Raw genomic sequence first — 320 nt, forward strand, 5'->3', positions numbered from 1 at the left:
CACTAATACCCCCTTTACTTGGTCTTTTTACCCATATATTCTCAAGTGTTAAAAGCTCACCTTTTTGAATGTTTTTAAGACTTACTACACTTGCAAAAGCAAAGTCTATGGTTACTTGTTCTTCTTTAAGGGCTTGTTTTACTTCTGTTTGTTTTCCTCGAAGTACAGCCATTTCTTTACTCTGTATTAAAAGTTCTTTTAAGGCTAATTCATCCATAGAACATACTATATCAGGTCCTTTTCTTTGTAGAGTGTCAGTGAAATGACGTTCTAATACACAAGCACCAAGTGCCACAGCACCTAGACAAGCAAGGTTGTCA

Annotated in this window: 1 protein-coding gene; it reads right to left on the reverse strand. The window is 35.9% G+C overall.

The features are described from left to right. A partial coding sequence (locus tag OQH62_RS08675; protein WP_266016171.1) for an N-acetylneuraminate synthase family protein occupies positions 1–320 on the reverse strand: 320 nt, incomplete at both ends.

The organism is Campylobacter sp. MIT 21-1684 (assembly GCF_026241315.1).
In the GTDB taxonomy this organism is placed as follows: Bacteria; Campylobacterota; Campylobacteria; order Campylobacterales; family Campylobacteraceae; genus Campylobacter_D.